This window comes from Alcanivorax sp. DSM 26293, assembly GCF_900107995.1.
GTDB lineage: Bacteria > Pseudomonadota > Gammaproteobacteria > Pseudomonadales > Alcanivoracaceae > Alcanivorax.
Genome location: NZ_FNUM01000002.1, coordinates 138,884 through 156,211, shown reverse-complemented (window position 1 = coordinate 156,211; position 17,328 = coordinate 138,884). Strand labels below are relative to the sequence as shown.

The following is a 17,328-nucleotide window of genomic DNA, read 5'->3' as shown; positions in this document are numbered from 1 at the left end:
TTATCAGGAAGGTTTGCGGGGATTCTGACCACGATGCTGGCAGCCGCGAGCGCGGGCCAGTTCGATCTGCTTCTGCCGTTCGGCAAAACGCGCCTTTTGTTCCGGTGAGGATTCGTCGAAGCACTTCGGGCAGGACACCCCCAACTGGAATTTTTCCGACGCCTTTTCCTCTTCACTGATGGGTCGGCGGCAGGCGTGGCACTGGTCAAATTCACCGGGGTTAAGGTCGTGATCAACGGTCACCCTTTCGTCAAAGACGAAACACTCCCCTTCCCACAGGGATTCTTCTTTCGGCATCTCTTCCAGATATTTGAGAATGCCTCCCTTCAGGTGATAGACCTCTTCAAAGCCCTGCTCTTTCAGGTAGGCAGTGGATTTCTCACAACGGATGCCGCCGGTACAGAACATGGCCACTTTCTTGTGCCTGGCCGGGTCCAGGCTCTCTTTCACATACTCGGGAAACTCCCGGAAGGTTCGGGTTTCCGGGTTGATGGCGCCCTTGAAGGTGCCCACTTCCACTTCATAATCATTGCGGGTATCGATCAGCAGGGTTTCCGGATCACTGATCACCGCGTTCCATTCCTGCGGGCTCAGATAGGTGCCCACGGTACGATTGGGGTCGATGCCTTCCACCCCCATGGTGACAATTTCTTTCTTGAGCTTCACCTTGGTACGCAGGAAGGGATGCGCGTCGTGGAAGGATTCCTTGTGCTCCAGATCCGCCAGACGGGGATCCTCACGGAGCCAGCCAAGTACCGTGTCGATACCCGCCCGTGGACCGGCGATGGTGCCGTTAATGCCCTCGTTGGCCAACAACAGGGTGCCGCGCACATCCTGTGCGAGCATCAGCGCCAGAAGGGGCTCGCGCAACTGCTCGAAATCGCCCAGACGGACAAACTTGTACAGGGCAGCAACGACGATGCTGTCCGACCTTTCCACTTTATGCTGACTCACGCCTTGAACTCCGGATCGTGCTTACTGCCACCAAGACAGTCAGGGGATTCACTCACCTCGCCACCCTTGGCCTGCCACTCCGCCACGGTATAGGTATGCAGGGCCAGTGCATGCACCGGACCCGCCAGCTCCTCGGCCAGAACCTTGTAGAGCATCTGGTGGCGACGCACCGGCAACATACCGTCAAAGGCGTCGCTTACCAGCACCAACTTGAAGTGGGTTTCTGAATTGGGTGGCACACTGTGCTTGTGACTTTCGTTTTCCAGGGCCAAATGTGCCACAGGGACAGCCTCGGAAACCTTGCGCTCGATCAATGTTGCTACGCTCATGGCACTCACCACCCGGGGATACAAAACCAGTATAGCGCGGCGTCAGGGCCGCGCGGGGGCAGTATTCTACGCGCTTTGCCAGGTCCTGAGAAATGTCCGGCGGTCAGACACTCCCGCTCACTGCGGGGCAGGAATGATGGACTCCCACAGCGTCTCGGCGTCCTTGTCCAGCAAGGCGGCCATCACCTCGCCCGGCCCGAACTGGCGCACCTTGCGCCCGGCGGACCAGCCGTGCCAGCCAGGAGCCTTGCCGTGAGCAAAGTCGCCCCAGGCGGTCTGTACCTGACGGGACAAGGTTCTGGCGGCATCTCCACCGCCGGTGAAATAGATTCCCGCCGGGGTATCGGTGACGCCAAACACGAAGGGCACATCCACCACATGACAGGCTCCCAGCGGCAAGCCGAAGGGTTCGCTCTGCCAGGTAAACTGGAATCCCCAACAGTCCGCATTATGGCGGCTCTGGGCATCCAGCAACCGCAATGTGGGCACACGGAAGAGACGATCAGACTCCATGGCCGAAAACACATCCAGCGGACTGCGGCGGGGATCCGGTTTCACCGTGGAATGGTAATACTCGAACGCCCGGGCCCCATTGCCCGGCAGGCCACGCTCGAACCGACGCTGGATTTCCTGATCATCCACCTCCCGCAGGGAATCCATTTTCACCGTGCCAGCCAGGACGCCGGCGTACTGGAAAAAGTGATATTCATCCCGGCAAACCCCCGCCAGCAGTCTCTTGTCCGCAGCAGCACCGGCGGCAATGGCATCTATCGGCGACTGCGGCAACAGGTCCCCATCCACCATGGGAAGAAAGTTCATCGCAAACTGTGGCGTGGTGGTGCGAAGCCCTCGATCCACCAGCACTTTCACCGCCTGGTTCTGGGCCTTGATCCAGTCTTTTGCGGTACTGTCGCGCAGCCTCTCTGCGGCACTGCCCGCGCCCGGCAATGCTGCCACAAAAGCGTCGGTGACCCTGCGGACCTGCTCCGGCGCCAGCACAAAATCCGCCGCACCGGACTGCGAGATGGCAGCGTGGAACAATGATGCGGCCCGGGGACATGCGAGCAGTGCACAGACACTGAAACCGCCAGCAGACTCCCCGAATACGGTGACCCGACCGGCATCACCGGCAAAGGCACCGATATTTTCCTGGACCCATTCCAGCGCCGCCAGTTGATCGCGCAGGCCCAGATTACTGTCCGCATCCAGTTCCGGCGCCACCGCCGTGAAATCCGCAAAGCCCATGGCCCCCAACCGATAGGCCGCATTCACTACCACCACCCGCTGGCTTCGAGCCAGTTCCGCCCCGTTGTACAACGGTTGCGAGATGGAGCCGGCCAGGTAAGCGCCGCCATGGAACCAGACCATCACCGGAAAGGGCCCCTCCCCTTCGGGCACCCAGATATTCAGGTACAGGCAGTCTTCGCTGGACTCGTGGACACCCATCAGCGGGTTCTTCATCTGCAGGGAGGGTTGGGGATAGTGATCTGCTACCACCGCATTATCACCGTCCGGCAACGGCCGGGGGGCCTTGAAACGATGCTCACCCAGCGGTGGCAAGGCAAACGGGATGCCCCTGTATTCGGTGACACCGTTTGCGGTCAGTCCCTGATAACGGCCCTGACGAATCACTGCTGACATAGCTGAGTCCTTTTCCGGTTTCTGTCCGACAGCCTTGTTGTCTCCTGCACGCTTTGGCGCCGGGCAACGGCCTTGTGAATTGCCACCATGGCCCACAGGGCAAAGGCTGACCGCAGACCATAGCAAATTACCTACTGATAAGTAGGCCAAAGCTCATGTTTAATTGTTAGACAACATTAACAACACTGTCAGAATCCTGACTTACACTTGTTCACGCCCTCGCAGCCACCGCCAGAGGGCTTTGCTAATCCATTTTTCTAGGAGGGAAGCCCCCCATGAGCAACGCTACGATCGAGCAACTCAACGAGCGCTATGAACAAGTTACCACCGAAGCCAAAGCGGCTCTGGAGAAACTGAACACCGCCGTGCGTGGTGCCTACACCCGTCTGGAAGAAAACGGCAACGAACTGTTCCAGACGCTGGTAAAAACCGGCGAGAAACGTCAGAAAGCCCAGAGCAAACCCCAGAAGAAAACTGCCGCCAAGAAACAGCCGTCCCAGCTGGACGAAGTGCGTGGCAAGGTTGCCACCGCCCTGGGTCTGCCCACCCGTGATGAGGTGGAAGCCCTGAACAAGAAGCTCGCTTCCCTGACCCGCAAGGTCAACAAGCTGGCCAAAGAAGCGAAATAACCGCGCTTTGCCCGCTTCGGGGGCGGCATCCCCGCCCCCGCTCCTTCCCCTTTGTCTCACCTGAACCGTTGACTTCCCCGCTCGCCTCTCGTTATCTAGTGCAACCCACTGATAACAAAAACCACGCGAGTCATGATGTCCGCCAGCCTCACCTCTTCACTGAAATTGCGCACTGTCGCCCCTTTCTGGCTTGAATTCCTGCTGGATGCTGCCCTGCGGGCCGGTGTCGACCTGAGCGGTCCCCTGGTGGACCTGGGGATCAGTAACGATGATCTGGAAAATCCTCAGTCGCGGATCGCCATGACGGTGGAGAACCAGCTCCTCAAGCAGGCCATCCTGCAAAGCGGTGACCCGCTGTTCGGTCTGCACATGGGCGAAGGCATCCGCCCCCGTTTTATGGGCGAACTGGGCTATGCCAGCATGTCCAGCGCCACCCTGGGGGATGCCATCGAGTTGATGATCCCTTTTGCCAATGTCACCAGCGAATGCGCCAAATTACGCTTCGAGTGGCGCGACAAACACCTGTGGCTGATCTGGGAAAGTGATCTGGAAGCGCTCTCCACTTACCCGGCCCGCATTGATGCCCACTTCGCCGGCGCTATCATCTATGGCCGCTGGCTGATCGGCAAGGAACTGTCTCCGACCCGGGTGCTGTTTCACCATGCCCCCCAGGGCGATGAGCAGGAATATCAGCGGATATTCCGTTGTGACGTGGCCTTTGAACAGCCACTCAATGCCATCGTGCTGGAAGCGGATTTGCTGGACCTGCCGTTGCGCGATGCGGATCCGGAAATGCACAAGGTGGCCCGTTCGCGCATGCAACGGGCCGTTACCCAGTACCATGCCCGCGATAACCTGCTGGAGCAGGTACGTCTGGAGATTCAGAAACGCCTGCAGCAGGGGGTCCCCCAGCTGGAGCCTATCGCCGACCAGTTGGGCATCAAGCCCTGGACCTTGCGTCGTCAGCTGCGCGCGGAGAACACGGACTTTTCCAGCTTGCTGGAAGACGAGCGTCGGCGCCTGGCCTGCGACTGGCTGCTGCACAGCGACCGTTCCGTAAACCAGATCGCCCTGGACCTGGGTTACTCGGAGCAAAGTGCCTTCAACCGGGCCTTCAAGCGCTGGTTCGGTGTGACCCCGGTGCACTACCGGGAACAACCCGGCAGCGCGCTAACCCCCGACGATTGAGGCGCCCCGCCAGCGACGCTTGCATTGCCCGAGGGTCAGCCCCCGGGCAAATCCATCCACCAGGGTCTCGCCCAGATGCCCCTGCAACATGCGGGTGGACATGGGCATTAACCGATAGTAGAGCCCCGCCAGTTGCTCCACCGTAGCCACTTCTTCCCGCCAGCCCGCCAGCCAGTGCGGGTAGCTGGACAGCTGGCCGGCAAGAATGGCCTGGGCGGCCAGTTGCCCACTGAGCACAGCACCATAGATGCCCTCCCCCAGCAGCGCTTCGGTGCAACCGGCCGCATCCCCGGCAAACAGGATGCGCCCGTGACGCAAGCGGGCACGGGGCAGCCAGGTGCCCAGCGGGTAACCCTGCATATGGGAGGGACTGACTCCCAGCCGTTGCTGACTGTAGCGCTCAAGCTGCTCACGGCCGGGGGAAGCCAGGCCATGGCGCCACACATAAAGCCCCACATTGACATGATCCCCCTTGGGAAACAGCCAGCCGTAGCCCCCCTTGATTGCCGCAAAGTCCAGGGTCATGCCCGGATACCGGGTCAGTCGATCCCGGGGCACACAGCCTTCAATCGCCATGGCGCCGGGGTAACGACGTTCTCCCAGGAGTTTTCGCACCGGGCTATTGGCACCATCAGCGGCAATCAGTGTGTCGCTCTGGTAACGCTCTCCCTCGCGGGTGGTTACGGTGACCCCGTTGCTATCCTGCTTGATGGCATGAATCCCCCGGGTCTGTCGGAAACAGGCCCCCTGCTGTTCTGCCTGTTGGCGGCAAAAGGCATCCAGTTCGCCCCGTTCGGTCATCACACAGAACGGGGCCGGGGCCTGCAGCGACCGGTCCCTGCCTGGAAAGCGCCCGATCCGGAGAGTGGATACCACCTCACGGACCACGGGAGCAATGGAGAAGCGGTAGCGATTCAGGGTTTTCGACGTCACTCCGCCGGCACAGGGTTTTTCCTGTCCACCGGCACGGGACAGCACCAGCACACGCCGCCCTGCCGCCGCCAGATCCCAGGCGGCGGCACAGCCGGCCTGGGCCGCTCCGACGATTATCACATCCCATTGGGTCATTCCATGCCTCGAGTCAGTCAAGCGGACTTCGGTCCAAGTATGAATAGGCCTGTGCTTCCTTTATAATGCGCCCCGTCCGGGACCCCTGACCCATGGCGGGATTTGCCATTGCTCAGTGGCTCCCCTGGTTTCAGCCCCATAAGTTCTCCCGAATTCAAGCTAGGAGATTGTTAATGAAAGCACCCGTACGCGTAGCCGTTACCGGCGCCGCTGGCCAAATCAGCTATTCCCTGCTGTTCCGTATCGCCTCCGGCGACATGCTCGGCAAAGACCAGCCCGTTATTCTGCAACTGCTGGAAATCACCCCGGCCATGGAAGCCCTGAAGGGCGTTATCATGGAACTGGAAGATGGTGCCTTCCCGCTGGTCGCCGGCATTGTTGGCACCGACGACGCCAACGTGGCCTTCAAGGATGCCAACTACGCGTTGCTGGTTGGTGCTCGTCCCCGTGGACCGGGCATGGAGCGTAAAGATCTGCTGGAAGCCAACGCAGCAATCTTCTCTGCCCAGGGTAAAGCCATCAATGACAACGCCAGCAAGGACATCAAAGTGCTGGTTGTCGGCAACCCGGCCAACACCAATGCCCTGATCGCCCAGCGCAACGCGCCGGACATCAACCCCCGTCAGTTTACTGCCATGACCCGCCTGGACCACAACCGTGGCATGGCGCAGCTGGCCAACAAACTGGGCAAAACGGTCAACGACATCACCAAGATGACCATCTGGGGCAACCATTCCTCTACCCAGTACCCGGACCTGCACCACTGTGAAGTGGACGGCAAGGTAGCCATCGACCAGGTGGAGCAAGACTGGTACGAAGGCACCTACATCCCGGAAGTCCAGCAGCGCGGTGCCGCCATCATCAAGGCCCGTGGCGCCTCCTCTGCCGCTTCCGCTGCTTCTGCCGCTGTGGACCACATGCGTTCCTGGGCCCTCGGCACTGCCGACGGTGACTGGGTCTCCATGGGCATCTACAGCGACGGTTCCTACGGCATCCAGGAAGGCCTGATCTACTCCTTCCCCTGCACCTGCAAGGATGGCGACTGGAGCATCGTTCAGGGTCTGGAAGTGAACGATTTCTCCCGTGGCAAGATGGAAGCCACTGAGAAGGAACTGGCGGAAGAACGTGACGCCGTTTCCCACCTGCTGCCGTAAGGTTTCGCAGGCATAAAAAAGGGGCTCTTCGGAGCCCCTTTTTTGTGTTTGGCTTCTAAAAGCTCAGTAGTCATAACCCTGTTCATATTCCATTTGCATCGCCTCGCTGCGCTGCAGATAGCCTTCGTACTGAGTCATGGCCATGGGAATCACCACTCCCACGTAACCCACCATCAACAGCAGAAAAATCCAGAAGGCCGCTATTACACCGCCCGAATTTGCCACCGGCGCAGCGCCGTAGTTATTTTCTCCCTCTGAACCTTTTTTGAACAGCAACACCAGCCCAAGCACGATATTCACCAAAGGCACCAACATCAACAGACTTAACCACCCGCTGGCATTGATGTCATTCAGGCGGCGTACCATGTAACCCCAGGAAAACACCAACACCACGATAGCGCCCACAGCAAACAGCAAACCAATAACGACCCCCATAGAACTATCAGCAAATGCCGGAATCATGATCGCAGCAAGAACCCCAAGTACCGCATAAAACATCAGCGTCAGGCCTGTGGCATAAGCGAAATAACGCATGCGGCCTATCCGGCCGGATAACGACAGGAACTTGGGCTGATAATTGCCAACACCGGTCATAGACACATCGGCCTTTGGCGCCTGGTAAGGCTGATTCATGTTGTCCCCCTAATAGACAAGTTTTTGTGAATGAAAACTAAAGAGTATGCCGACGGCTGAAGTCGTCCATGGCCCGCAGCAAATCCCGACGACTGATCTGCCCCACCAAACGGCCACCTTCCAGCACCGGCAAACGCCGACGGTGGTCCGCCAGAAACACTTCCGCCACATCCAGAATGGAGGTTTCCCCGGTCACCGTCTGCAGGTCCACGCTCATATATTCCTTCACCGGCCCGATTTCCGTGCCGTGATAGCTGGCTTCGAGGGCCCCTTTGAGACAATCGGATTCAGAGAAAACCCCGACCAGACTGCCATTCTCATCAACCACCGGTGCCCCGGAAATCTTGTGCTCGAGAAATACACGGATAGCTTCATTCACCGACATCTCCGGGCGGATGGTCACCAGCCGCCGGGTCATATAATCCGCAACCTTGATGGACTTGAGCATAACGATTTCCCTGTGTGCAACGGCAAGCCCGTGAAAGGCGCCTTGTTCCCGGTATGGATGGTGTTCTCTTATAGCAAAACGATCACAGAAGCGCTTTCGGTGAAGTGATGATGCCGTTGTTGTCCGCATAGACATAATCACCCGGGCGGAACGTGACCCCACCAAAGGTAATCTCGATATTGAGTTGCCCCTCATCGCGACGCACGGACTTGATGGGTACGCAGCCAAGGGTGACAACACCGATATCCAGCTTGGCCAGCTCGTCCACATCCCGGCATGCACCGTAGATGATCACCCCTTCCCAGCCATTCTTTACCGCATTCTCGGCAATCATGTCGCCGATCAGGGCGTTGCGCAGGCTGCCACCGCCATCAACCACCAGCACCTTGCCCTTGCCATCCGTGCCAAGGTGCTCCTTGACCCGGCTGTTGTCCTCGAAACATTTCACCGTCACCACTTCACCGCCGAAGGCGTTGCGACCGCCATAGCTGAACCAGTTATGGCCGGTTACCACAGAAACACTGTCGGCGTTGTCGTCACAAAGATCACAGGTCACAAAGGTCATACTGACTCCTAAAACAATGGCGAATTCGCTGTGGCGGACAGCAGGCTGGCATCAAGCCCACCTGCTTGCCCTACTCGCCTTTCATTTCCCGTTGGTTTCGGAACTTGCCGGCAAATACCAGAAAGTCCCGGTAGCGTAATTTATAGAGACCGGTCTGCGGCCCTTCCAGCGCCATGCCCACCATGGCATCAGCAACCTTGTGGCTGTCCACCGGTAACCAGTGGGCATCGGTCCAGCGGGTGAGCGGCTCGATGACCCGGTTGAAGATATTTCCCCAGTCTTCCGCCGGGCGCCGGTCTTCACGCTGGCCCCGTAAAAGGGATGGCTGCAGGATGGCCAGCAATGGCAATTCCAGCTTGATCAGCGCCCTTTCCATCTGCCCCTTTACGCGGGAGTAGAAAAACGGTGAGCGGGAATTGGCATTGACCGCCGATACCACCAGAAAGCGTTGCGCGCCGGCACGCAGGGCCATCTGCCCCGCCAGCACCACCAGATCATGATCCACATGACGAAACGCTTGCCGGGAGCCGGCTTTTTTCATGGTGGTACCCAGGCAGCAGAACACATCATCCACCTGGAACGATGACTGGCAGGCTTGCATGTCATCCAGGTCAATCACCTGCACATCCAGTTTGAGATGCTCGACCGATAACGGTCGCCGACACAGTACCCGTACCTGGTCGTATTCATCGCTCTCAAGCAGATTGGCAAGACAATCTTGCCCTACCAGTCCCGTTGCCCCCAGCAGCAAGGCTTTTCTTGTCATTCTTCATCCTCATCGTGATCCGGCTCGGCAGGCAACCAGCGCCGCAATACGGTCTCCAGTGCATCAAGGTGTACCGGTTTTGCCAGAAAATCATCCATGCCCGCCGCCAGACAACGGGCCTGCACCCCTTCGGCGGTGTTGGCAGTGATCGCCACCACAGGGGTACGCTGACCATCGTTCTGTTTCTCCCGGGCGCGGAGCTGACGGGTGACTTCAAAGCCATCCATTTCCGGCATCATGCAATCCATCAGAATCAGATCGAAATTTTCCTGATCCAGCAGGGCCAGTGCGGTCTCACCGTTGCTGACGGTCTTGACCTGATACCCCAGCTTGCTGAGCATGCCGCGGGTCACCAGTTGGTTGACCTCGTTATCTTCCACCAGCATCAACCGGAATTGCTTGCGGCGCAGGCGCTCCTCTCGGGTTTGCATGGGGGCATCCCCCACCGGTTGCTGGCGTTGCAGCCCCACCAGTCGGGCCAGGGCGCTGCGCAAACTGCGACGATGGGCCGGGCGCACCAGCACCACCAGATCATGTTTATCGATCAGTTTCTGGACCGCCGGGGTACCACGCTCTTCGATGGTGGCCAGGAGAACCAGTCGCACCGGCCGCAGGGACGGGTCCTCCAGGACATTACGGCACAGATTCAGGGCCAGTTCCGGCCGCGTCCAGGTGTCCACCAGTAGCAGATCAAAATCGCTATGTTCCCGGTGACCGGCCCGCAGGGCCTGCAGGGCATGGTCGTAACCCTGGGCCGACGAACACTGACAATCCAGGGTTTCCAGTTCTTCCTGCAAACAGGCCACGGTGCCGGAAGCCGCTCCCACAACCACGGCCTCTGCCCCATCCAGCGCCCGCACCAGATCCTGGGATTCGCGCATGTCCGGTTGCATCTGCACCGGCACTGTAAACCAGAAGGTCGACCCTTCACCGGGCACACTCTCTGCCCCCAGTGTGCCCCCCATGGCGTCAATCAGCCCCTTGCAGACCAGCAAGCCGAAACCGGTATGGCGGCTGCTGTAGACATCCTGCCCTTCATCGATAAACCGATCCTGGAACAGATGACGCAGGGTTTCCGGGTCCATGCCCACGCCCTCGTCACTGAGCCTTACCCGCAGTACGCCACTGCTTTCGCTTTCCACGGTGAAATCCACATCCAGGCGGATTTCGCCGTTATCGCTGAACTTGATGGCATTACTGAACAGATTGTTGAGCACCTGCATAAGGCGCTCACGGTCACCGCGAATGCGCTTGGGCAACAACCGGTCGATGACACAGGTCAGCTCCAGCCCGGTGTTCTGTGCCATGGGGCCAAAGGCTTCCAGGGCCTGTTCAATGGCGGTGCGGAAATCGAAGAATTCGGAATTCAGGGTGATCCGGCGCGACAGGATGCGGGAATAATCCAGCACATCATCAATCAACGACAGCAACAGCTTGCCGCTGCGACCGGCCACCTGGAGGTAATCTTTCTGCTCGTCATCCAGACGGGTGTCTTCCAGTAATGACATCATGCCCATGAGAGAATTCATTGGCGTACGCAGTTCATGGGCAAGCCGGTACACCAGGCTGAGCTGCACCTCGGTACTGCTTCTCACCGGCTGCTGGCTGCTGCTTTCACCGCGTCCCCGCCGCTCCCGCGTCATGGCATGCCAGAAGGTTTCATACTGGCCGCGGTAGAGTCGGAACAGGTAGAAGGCATAAATGCTGATCATGATCGCGATCACCCAGTCGTGCAGGGATCCGGTGATCAGCAGTACCAACACGGTGGGCAGGAACATCAGCACGATATAGGCCTGACGCACCCGCAGCCCGGCCATCCAGGAGCTGCCCAGAGCCGTGGTTACGCCGACGTTATAAAGGAGTACCGCGAAGAAGTTGAAGCCCGAGCCCAGCCGCCAGGCCAGCCAGGCGGGAAGCAGCCCCCACAGCAGGGCATGCATGGCCAGACCGACGCCAAACAGCTTGCGCCAGCGTGCCGGCCCCGAGCCATAGAGGGCATCGAATCGGGCAACCAGCCATAACCGATAGGCGGTGACGGCCAGAACGGCCCCGCCTCCGATGAGCGCTTCCAGTTCGAAACTCTGATAAACCTGCCCCCAGGCAAAAACCAGGGCATAAATCAGAAGGGCCGCCAGAACGCCCATCAGGGAATTCTTGGCGGCCCCGTAATCGACGCGCTTGAGAACCTTGCGATCTTTCTTGTATGACACCGTGTCGCGTTCCGTGGAACCTGTTTGGATGTGTCGCGCTACGTTATCACTGCTTTTCCGGGCTGGCTACTCCGCCTCGCACGATCCAGCGCAATCAGCAGCGGCACGAAGAAGAAAAAGTCCACAAACAGCGCCATGGCGATGGTGATCGCCGACAACAGCCCCATACTGGCATTGGGATAGAAGTGACTGGTGCCAATGATCGCGAAATTGGCCACCAGCACCACAGAGGTCGCGACCAGGGCCACCCCCACGGTGCGGAAGGCATAATCCACGGCTTTCTCGGTATTCAGACCCAGCTCTCGCTTGGCACGGACATACTTGCTGAGGAAATGCACCGTATCATCCACCACGATCCCCAGTGTCATGCAGGCCACCACCGACACGGCCAGCCCGATCTCACCATTGATCAACCCCCAGAGACCGAACGCCATGGCCGCCGGCAGCAGATTGGGAATCAGGGAAAGCAGGCCGTAGCGGACTGAACGCAGAGCCAGAATCAGCAGTACCGACACACTGACCAGGGCAATCAGTGCACCGCCCAGCATGCTTTCGATGTTGCGGATGGTGACACGGCCAAACAGGATATCCATCCCTGTTCCCCGGGTCTGCATGGTCGCCGGCCAGTTATCCTGCATCCACTGCTCTACCCGGTCGTTGAAGTCCAGCACCGGCTTTGACCCGATATTCTTCAGCACCACGATGGCCCGCGCCTGGCGCTTGTCGATATCCAGTTGATCTTCCAGCCCGAGCCCCTGGGGCAAAGACAGTTCATACAGGAGGGTGTACTGGGAAATCAGTTCCCGGGAATCGGGGATTCGGTAGTAAGCGGGATCGCCACCGTGCAAGTCGCGGTTAAGTCGCTTGATCACATTGGTGTATGAGGTGGCATAGACCACTTCATCCTGTTGCTCCAGCCATGTCATCAGCGCATCCAGATGCTGAAGGTACGCCGGCTCCATGGTCCCCCCGGATTCACCGGAGGGCACCGCATAATCAATACGGTGCATACCGGTCATTTCCGCCATGGCAAAATCGTTGACCCGCCTTACCTCGAACGTCTCGTCGAAGTATTCATTGAACACATCATTAGTCCGGTTGAGTCCCACACTGGCCGTCAGCAGCACTACCACCACCGACATACCCGCCAGCCAGCGCTTGTAGTGACGATTCAAGTGCGCGGCCAGGGCACTCATCCACGGGGCATAATCCCGCTGCCTGCCGGGCTCGATACGGTGCGGCAACAGCATCACCAGTGCCGGTAACAGCAATACCGAGAAGACAAAAGCCAGCAAGACGCCAATCAGCACCACATTGCCCAGTGCCCGGAACGGCTGGGATTCGGAAAAATTGAGGATGGCAAACCCGATTGCCGTGGTCAGGCTGGTCAGCCAGATCGGCTGCAGATTGATACGCAGGCTTTCCATCAGGGCTGGCGTCTTGGCAATCCCAAGCAGGCGTTCATGACGATAACTGGCAAGAATGTGCACGGAATCCGCCACCGCCAGGGTCAGAATCATGGCCGGGGCCATCCCCACGATGGGAGAAAACTCGATCCCCAACCACATGGCGATTCCCATGGCCGAGGCAATGGAGAAGGCAATCACCACCACGGTAACGGCCACAAACATGAGGCTGCGCAGAATCAGCCACAGGCAAAGCAGCATGACCACAAAAGCCAGTGGCAGCGTGGTCGCCATGGACTGCTCCGTGGCCTCCGCTGACGCCTGGGAGAACACCACAGTACCGGTCACCATGAAGTCGATATCCGGGTATTGCTCTGCGTAGGCCCGGGCCATTTCCCGTGCCGCAGCGGTGATTTCCGGGGCCTCGGTATTGCCCTCGCTCATGGTCACCGTGGCCACCACCCCGGCCACATGGCCCTTGTCCGACACCAGACGTCCCACCAACGCCGGCTCGTTAAGGGCAATGTCACGGGCCTGATCAATCTCGTCCGCCGACATGGAAAGGGCGTTTTCCACCAGGGGCGCCACAAAAAGGTCATCCCCCTCCACTTCCGTGTGCTGGAAATTGGTCAGCGAATCCACCCGGGTGGAATGTGGCAGCGTCCAGGCATCGTCGGTCAGGGCTTCGATCGCGGCCAGGGCCTGCGGCTCAAACACCCGGTCATTCTTCGGGTGCACGACGAACAACACCATTTCGTTGGCCGTGAAGCTGTCTTCCAGGGAGACAAAGCGTTTGAAATCCGGGTTCTCTTCCGTGAAGAAAATGCGCGGATCGTTGTTGTTGTGGAAATGGCTCATACCCGCAGCCATGGCAAGGCACAGGCCCGTACAGACCAGCAGTACCCACACCGGATGGGCGACCACCCAGCGACTCCAAGCGTCTTTCATTCGTTACCCCCATTGATCTGGGACGAAAGTCTAGGCAGAGGTAAACACCGTGTCACGGACCGAACAGGCCAAAATCAACAACTTTACGTTAACGTAAACTTCCCCTATTCTTTTTCCATGAGTAAAAAACAGACCTACAGCATCGGCGAGCTGGCCCGGGAATTCGACGTGACCACCCGTACCATCCGCTTTTACGAAGATCAGGGCCTGGTGACTCCGCAACGACGGGGCCAGACTCGGGTCTACACCCCCGCCGATCGGGTCACCCTGAAACTGATACTGCGCGGTAAACGACTGGGATTTTCCCTGGCCGAATCCAAAGAGTTGATCCGCATGTACCAGCCCCAGGGCGATAACCGCAGTCAGCTTCTCGCCCTGCAGGGAAAGATTCACCAGCGCCGAGCACAATTGGAACAACAACTTCGGGATATTCAGGTCATGCAGCGGGAACTCGATGACGCCGAGCAGCGCTGCCTGGACGCCCTTCACGATCTGGAGACACAATAATGTTCAACAGCACTTTCAATTTTCATCTGGGCGAAACTATCGATGCGCTCCGTGATACGGCCCGAGCCTTTGCCCAGAAAGAAATTGCCCCCCTGGCCGCCGAAATCGACCGCAGCAATGAGTTCCCCCTGCCGTTGTGGAAAAAAATGGGCGATCTGGGCCTGCTGGGCATTACCGCTGACGAAGAATACGGCGGCGCCAACATGGGCTACCTGGCCCACACCATTGTGGTAGAGGAAATTTCCCGGGCTTCTGCGTCTATCGGTCTCTCCTACGGCGCCCACTCCAACCTGTGCGTCAACCAGATTGTTATCAACGGTACCGACGAGCAGAAAGCCCGGTACCTGCCCAAACTGATCAGCGGTGACCATATCGGTGCCCTGGCCATGAGCGAGCCCGGTGCCGGGTCCGATGTGGTCAGCATGAAGCTGCGCGCCGAAAAGAAAGGCGACCGCTACATCCTCAATGGCAACAAGATGTGGATTACCAACGGCCCTGACGCCCATACCTATGTGATCTACGCCAAGACTGACAGCAATGCAGGCCCCCGAGGCATTTCGGCGTTCATCGTCGAGCGTGATTTCCCCGGTTTCTCCCGCGCTCAAAAGCTGGACAAACTGGGCATGCGTGGCTCCAACACCTGCGAGCTGGTGTTCGAAGACTGCGAAGTCCCCGCCGAAAACATCCTCGGCAAGGAAAACGAGGGTGTGAAAGTACTGATGAGTGGACTGGATTACGAGCGCACCATTCTTTCCGGGGGCCCGGTAGGCGTGATGCAAGCCTGTATGGACGAAGTGGTGCCATACATCCACGAGCGCAAACAATTTGGTCAGGCCATCGGCGAGTTCCAGTTGATGCAGGGCAAGATCGCCGACATGTACGTGATGCTCAATACCAGCCGCAGCTACCTCTACCATGTGGCCCAGGCCTGTGACCGCGGCGAGACCAACCGCAAGGATGCCGCCGGCGTGATCCTCTACTGCGCCGAAAATGCCACCAAGATGGCACTGGAAGCGATCCAGACCCTGGGCGGTAACGGCTACATCAACGACTACAACACCGGTCGCCTGCTGCGCGACGCCAAGCTCTACGAAATCGGCGCCGGCACCAGTGAAATCCGTCGCATGCTGATTGGCCGTGAGTTGTTCAACGAAACAGCATAAGGGGGTCGGACGTCTGAGGTCGGACGTCTGACGACAAGACAACATCCGCTGGAGAGAACGTCTGACGTCAGACAGCCGACGTCAGACCTCAAATGCCATGCCCAAGATCAACAGTCAGATCAATCCCGCCAGCCCGGAATTTCAGGCCAATCGGGAACACAACCTGACACTGCGCCAGCAGCTGCAGGAAAAACTGGACCACATCGCCCACGGCGGTGGCGAAGCCGCCGAGCAGCGCCTGCGCGAGCGCGGCAAGCTGCCGGTCCGTGAACGTATCAACCTGCTGCTGGACCCGGGCTCCCCGTTCCTGGAGATTTCCGCCCTGGCCGCCGAAGGCGTCTATGGGGAAGACGTGCCGGCGGCGGGCTGTGTGGGCGGCATCGGTCAGATCCACGGCGTGGAATGCATGATCGTCGCTAACGATCCCTCGGTAAAAGGCGGCAGCTACTACCCGCTGACCGTGAAAAAACACCTGCGGGCCCAGGCCATTGCCGCCGAAAACCGGCTGCCCTGTGTCTATCTGGTGGATTCCGGCGGTGCCAACCTGCCCCGTCAGGATGAAGTATTTCCGGACCGGGATCACTTCGGCCGCATCTTCTTCAACATGGCCAACATGTCCGCCCGCGGCATTCCCCAGATCAGTGTGGTACTGGGCTCCTGCACCGCCGGCGGCGCCTACGTGCCGGCCATGGCCGACGAAGTGATCATGGTCAAGGAACAGGCCACCATCTTCCTGGCCGGCCCGCCCCTGGTAAAGGCCGCCACCGGGGAGGTGGTTACCGCCGAAGAGCTGGGCGGCGCCAACCTGCACTGCGAACAATCCGGGGTGGCCGACCATCTGGCTGACGACGAACCCCACGCCCTGGAACTGGCACGTCGCACCATCGCGCACCTGAACTGGCACAAGCCCGATCAGGTCAACCGTCAGCCGGTACGGCCGCCAGCTTACGATCCCAACGAGCTTTACGGCGTCATTCCCACCACCACCCGCCAGCCCATGCCGGCACGGGAACTGATTGCGCGCATCGTGGACGGCTCGGAACTGGATGAATTCAAGGCCCGCTATGGCACTACCCTGGTGTGCGGCTTTGCCCATATCCACGGCTATCCGGTGGGCATTCTTGCCAACGATGGGGTGCTTTATTCCGAGTCTGCCCAGAAAGGCGCGCACTTCATCGAACTGTGCAATCAGCGAAAGATTCCGCTGCTGTTCCTGCAGAACATCACCGGCTTCATGGTGGGCAAGAAATACGAGTCCGAAGGCATCGCCAAACACGGCGCCAAGATGGTCAACGCTGTGGCCTGTGCCAGCGTGCCCAAATTCACCGTGATCACCGGTGGCAGCTTCGGCGCCGGTAACTATGGCATGTGTGGACGCTCCTACGATCCGCGCTTCATGTTCATGTGGCCCAATGCCCGTATTGGCGTAATGGGCGGGGAACAGGCCGCCAGCGTGCTGACTCAGGTAAAGCAGGCCTCGTTGAAGAAGAAAGGTCAGCAATGGAGTGACGAGGAAGCTGCCGCCTTCCAGGCAGATATGACCGAACGCTACGAAGAAATGGCGCAACCCTGGTACGCCAGCGCACGGCTGTGGGACGACGGCGTGATCGACCCCACTGACACCCGAGATGTGTTGGGTCTGGCCATCTCCGCCAGCCTCAATGCTCCCATTGAAGAGACACGCTACGGCGTGTTCCGGATGTGAGCATGACGCCCGAC

Annotated in this window: 16 protein-coding genes; 6 read left to right on the top strand and 10 right to left on the bottom strand. The window is 59.2% G+C overall.

Features of this window, described 5'->3' with window-relative positions; translation table 11 throughout:
- Positions 1-3: 3 nt before the first annotated feature.
- The 3 genes from C4S63_RS04240 to C4S63_RS04230 all read right to left on the bottom strand — a co-directional run bounded on the left by C4S63_RS04240 (position 4) and on the right by C4S63_RS04230 (position 2,924).
- Complete coding sequence (locus tag C4S63_RS04240) at positions 4-954, bottom strand: rhodanese-related sulfurtransferase (protein WP_103916804.1); 951 nt, start codon at positions 952-954, stop codon at positions 4-6.
- Positions 951-1,283, bottom strand: a complete 333-nt coding sequence (locus C4S63_RS04235) for a BolA family transcriptional regulator (RefSeq protein WP_063508032.1) — start codon at positions 1,281-1,283, stop codon at positions 951-953. The genes C4S63_RS04240 and C4S63_RS04235 overlap by 4 nt, the downstream gene beginning before the upstream one ends.
- 117 nt (positions 1,284-1,400) lie before the next feature.
- Positions 1,401-2,924: a carboxylesterase/lipase family protein gene (locus C4S63_RS04230; protein WP_103916803.1), complete on the bottom strand. Its 1,524-nt coding sequence runs from the start codon at positions 2,922-2,924 to the stop codon at positions 1,401-1,403.
- A 275-nt stretch (positions 2,925-3,199) separates the two neighbouring features.
- On the opposite strand from C4S63_RS04230, the gene C4S63_RS04225 reads away from it, so the two are divergent.
- Both C4S63_RS04225 and C4S63_RS04220 read left to right on the top strand, forming a co-directional pair.
- Positions 3,200-3,553 (top strand): hypothetical protein, encoded by a 354-nt coding sequence (locus C4S63_RS04225; RefSeq protein WP_062817239.1) that lies wholly within the window; start codon positions 3,200-3,202, stop codon positions 3,551-3,553.
- A gap of 132 nt (positions 3,554-3,685) precedes the next feature.
- Positions 3,686-4,741, top strand: coding sequence for an AraC family transcriptional regulator (locus tag C4S63_RS04220; protein WP_062817238.1), 1,056 nt, complete (start codon positions 3,686-3,688; stop codon positions 4,739-4,741).
- Here C4S63_RS04220 and C4S63_RS04215 read toward each other — a convergent pair.
- Positions 4,724-5,809: a geranylgeranyl reductase family protein gene (locus C4S63_RS04215; RefSeq protein ID WP_103916802.1), complete on the bottom strand. Its 1,086-nt coding sequence runs from the start codon at positions 5,807-5,809 to the stop codon at positions 4,724-4,726. The genes C4S63_RS04220 and C4S63_RS04215 overlap by 18 nt on opposite strands.
- A 173-nt stretch (positions 5,810-5,982) precedes the next feature.
- Here C4S63_RS04215 and C4S63_RS04210 point away from each other — a divergent pair, with 173 nt between their 5' ends.
- Positions 5,983-6,963: a malate dehydrogenase gene (locus C4S63_RS04210; RefSeq protein WP_063508027.1), complete on the top strand. Its 981-nt coding sequence runs from the start codon at positions 5,983-5,985 to the stop codon at positions 6,961-6,963.
- A 63-nt stretch (positions 6,964-7,026) separates the two neighbouring features.
- Here the strand turns inward: C4S63_RS04210 and C4S63_RS04205 are convergent, their stop codons facing one another.
- The 6 genes from C4S63_RS04205 to C4S63_RS04180 form a co-directional block, all read right to left on the bottom strand.
- Positions 7,027-7,596 (bottom strand): DUF805 domain-containing protein, encoded by a 570-nt coding sequence (locus tag C4S63_RS04205; RefSeq protein WP_062817235.1) that lies wholly within the window; start codon positions 7,594-7,596, stop codon positions 7,027-7,029.
- A 37-nt stretch (positions 7,597-7,633) separates the two neighbouring features.
- Entirely contained in the window at positions 7,634-8,044 is a 411-nt protein-coding gene (locus tag C4S63_RS04200) for a CBS domain-containing protein (RefSeq protein ID WP_062817234.1), read from the bottom strand.
- An 82-nt stretch (positions 8,045-8,126) separates the two neighbouring features.
- On the bottom strand, positions 8,127-8,609 hold the full coding sequence (gene rraA / locus C4S63_RS04195; RefSeq protein WP_103916801.1) for a ribonuclease E activity regulator RraA: 483 nt from the start codon (positions 8,607-8,609) through the stop codon (positions 8,127-8,129).
- 70 nt (positions 8,610-8,679) lie between these two features.
- Positions 8,680-9,375: an NAD(P)H-binding protein gene (locus C4S63_RS04190; RefSeq protein WP_103916800.1), complete on the bottom strand. Its 696-nt coding sequence runs from the start codon at positions 9,373-9,375 to the stop codon at positions 8,680-8,682.
- Complete coding sequence (locus tag C4S63_RS04185; protein WP_234999929.1) at positions 9,372-11,585, bottom strand: response regulator; 2,214 nt, start codon at positions 11,583-11,585, stop codon at positions 9,372-9,374. Before C4S63_RS04185 ends, C4S63_RS04190 begins: the two co-directional genes overlap by 4 nt.
- A 38-nt stretch (positions 11,586-11,623) precedes the next feature.
- Positions 11,624-13,939 (bottom strand): RND family transporter, encoded by a 2,316-nt coding sequence (locus C4S63_RS04180; protein WP_103916799.1) that lies wholly within the window; start codon positions 13,937-13,939, stop codon positions 11,624-11,626.
- Positions 13,940-14,056: 117 nt separating this feature from the next.
- Here C4S63_RS04180 and C4S63_RS04175 point away from each other — a divergent pair, with 117 nt between their 5' ends.
- The 3 genes from C4S63_RS04175 (at position 14,057) to C4S63_RS04165 (ending at position 17,314) form a co-directional block, all read left to right on the top strand.
- Positions 14,057-14,446: a MerR family DNA-binding transcriptional regulator gene (locus tag C4S63_RS04175; protein WP_103916798.1), complete on the top strand. Its 390-nt coding sequence runs from the start codon at positions 14,057-14,059 to the stop codon at positions 14,444-14,446.
- Positions 14,446-15,609: an isovaleryl-CoA dehydrogenase gene (locus C4S63_RS04170; protein WP_103916797.1), complete on the top strand. Its 1,164-nt coding sequence runs from the start codon at positions 14,446-14,448 to the stop codon at positions 15,607-15,609. Before C4S63_RS04175 ends, C4S63_RS04170 begins: the two co-directional genes overlap by 1 nt.
- A gap of 97 nt (positions 15,610-15,706) precedes the next feature.
- Positions 15,707-17,314, top strand: coding sequence for a carboxyl transferase domain-containing protein (locus tag C4S63_RS04165; RefSeq protein ID WP_103916796.1), 1,608 nt, complete (start codon positions 15,707-15,709; stop codon positions 17,312-17,314).
- The last annotated feature ends 14 nt before the right edge of the window (positions 17,315-17,328 follow it).